The organism is Roseovarius nitratireducens (assembly GCF_002925845.1).
Classification (GTDB): Bacteria; Pseudomonadota; Alphaproteobacteria; order Rhodobacterales; family Rhodobacteraceae; genus Roseovarius; species Roseovarius nitratireducens.
In genome coordinates this window covers 1-796 of the sequence record NZ_PDNI01000080.1, presented here as the reverse complement: position 1 = coordinate 796, position 796 = coordinate 1, and the positions used below count along the sequence as shown (strand labels likewise).

The 796-nt window shown below is 64.2% G+C and carries 2 protein-coding genes; both read right to left on the bottom strand.

Going from position 1 to position 796, the window contains the following annotated elements; translation table 11 throughout:
- Nucleotides 1-101: 101 nt before the first annotated feature.
- Nucleotides 102-716, bottom strand: coding sequence for an SMC-Scp complex subunit ScpB (gene scpB, locus CRJ03_RS18385; RefSeq protein WP_104020329.1), 615 nt, complete (start codon nucleotides 714-716; stop codon nucleotides 102-104).
- Between the two features lie 2 nt (nucleotides 717-718).
- Nucleotides 719-796, bottom strand: a 78-nt coding sequence (locus CRJ03_RS19755; protein ID WP_129590313.1) for a DUF1403 family protein, incomplete at its 5' end; no start/stop codon positions are given.

Genomic DNA, 796 nt, shown 5'->3' with positions numbered 1-796 from the left:
TGGCCTGACGTCAGCGGGGAAAGGGGAAGTCACGTCTCAGGCCCGAATTGCGCAACAACGCCCATTTTCAGGCTTTTCGGTCTGCCAAGTTTAACAGTTCGTCAGCCGACGCCTACTTGAGATGGCTCGCCCACAACACCCGCATCCTCCAGCTGCTCCCGATCGGGAAGATCGCGCAGACTTTCCAAACCAAAGGCGACGAGGAACTGCTCGGTGGTGACGAAGGTGTAAGGCGCTCCCCGCCGGGGTGACCTCGGACCGGTCCCGATCAGATCGCGCGCATGCAGCCGACCGATCAGGTCGCGGCTGATCTCCTTGCCGAAGATGTCCTTCAGCCCGTCGCGGGTGATCGGCTGATGGTAGGCAATCGTGGCCAGAACCGCGACGTCGAATTCGCTCAGGTCCAGCAATTGATCCCCAACGTCAGCGGCGGCGCGGATTGCAGGCGCGTAGGCGGCACGCGTCCGGAACATCCAGCCGCCGGAGACCTGGGCAATCTCAAACGATCGCCCTTCCAGATCCGCGACGAGGTCTTCGACCAGCAAGTCAACCGACGCCCCCTGCCCCACCACGCGTACCAGATCCTCGCGCGGCACAGGCGCGGCGGAGGCAAAGAGGACCGCCTCGATCCGGCGCATCCATTCCCGCCAGCGCAACTCCGGCGGTAGGTCGGATAGCTCACGGTCAAGTTCAGGCTCGGGGCGATCCTTGGCCATCGCTACACCCCGTAAAGCCGGAAGGTGTCGCGCCCAGTCAGCTCGCGCACCGCGCCAAGCTCAACCAGCCGGTCGCAGAG